The organism is Pseudoalteromonas sp. SR45-5 (genome assembly GCF_014163565.1).
Taxonomy (GTDB): domain Bacteria; phylum Pseudomonadota; class Gammaproteobacteria; order Enterobacterales; family Alteromonadaceae; genus Pseudoalteromonas; species Pseudoalteromonas distincta.
On record NZ_JACJDN010000882.1, the window covers coordinates 1 to 1,264 of the forward strand.

General features: G+C 35.5%; 1 protein-coding gene. It reads left to right on the forward strand.

Annotated features, from left to right (window positions below):
• The first annotated feature begins 122 nt into the window (after positions 1–122).
• A complete protein-coding gene (locus H5072_RS19815; RefSeq protein ID WP_024597308.1) occupies positions 123–1,100 on the forward strand; it encodes a DNA topoisomerase IB in 978 nt (325 codons plus the stop codon).
• Positions 1,101–1,264: the final 164 nt, after the last annotated feature.

Here is a 1,264-nt window from a genome sequence, read left to right on the forward strand (position 1 = left end):
ATTAAGTATTTATAATTGTTGTTGGTTTTTTATTATATATCAATAATCTTGTTCAGTTTAAGGTTATTTTAAAGTGATACATTTTATATTCCGACGCATGCTTAAATATAACTGGAGGGTTAATGAAGCTAATTTATGTAGACGATAATTTACCAGGGATCACTCGTAAACTTAAACATAAAAGTTGGCTTTACTTTGATCCAATCGGTAAGCAAATAAAAGAGCAAAATGTGATTGATCGTTTGAATGGATTGGCATTTCCGCCTGCCTATAAAAACGCTTGGTTTTGCCCAGAAGAAAACGGGCATATTTTAGCGACAGGATTTGATAGTAAGGGGCGAAAGCAATACCGTTACCATCCTGAATTTAGGGCGCAACAAGAAGCAAAAAAATACCAAGCATGTGGAGTATTTGGTAATAAACTCCCTTTGTTAAGAGCGCGTTTAGAAACAGACTTACAAGGCGATGAGCTTAATATTGAACGCACTTTAGCAGCAGTTGTAAGACTTATGGATTTAGGTGCGCTGAGGGTAGGTAACGAGCGTAACGTAAAGCAAAATAAAAGTTTTGGTGCGACAACATTACGAACACGCCATGCAAAACTCACGGGCAAAAATATTCAGCTAAAATATCGTGCCAAATCAGGTAAAGAACGTGAAGTAAATATAACCGACAGGGTGCTTAGCCATGTTATAAAAGACTTACAAGATTTACCCGGGCAGCATTTATTTCAGTATATAAATGAAGGTGAGCGCACAAATGTTACATCAAGTGAAATAAACCAATACATTCAGCAAATAATGGGCGAGGAGTTTAGTGCAAAACACTTTAGAACTTGGCGAGCAAGCGTTATTGCATTCAAACAATTAGCTAAAGCTAAAGGGGCGCTTAGTTTAAAAAACATGCTTGATAGCGTATCTGAGCAACTTGGTAATACTCCAGCTATAGCACGCAAATCTTATGTGCATCCCGATTTAATTACGCTGTGTAAAGAAGATGAAGATACTCAAACTGCGTGGAGAGAGTCTCTTTCATTACCACGAAAAACAAAGTACTTGAGTCGTTATGAACGTGGTTTTTTAGCTTTTTTAAAAGATTAATTGCCATAGCAACTTTACACACTTGAGCATAGTAATTACATATTCTCTAGTTTTATTTATTAACGTTTAGAATAAGATTTTTTAAAAAGTCATTAAATTTCAATTGTTTATTTTGAAACTTTAATTTGGCATTACCGTTGCACCTCCAGTGTACTACTTAGTGG

Excerpts from the sequence above, each read along its gene's own strand:
- H5072_RS19815 (WP_024597308.1), top strand. The coding sequence starts at position 123 with ATGAAGCTAATTTATGTAGACGATAATTTACCAGGGATCACTCGTAAA.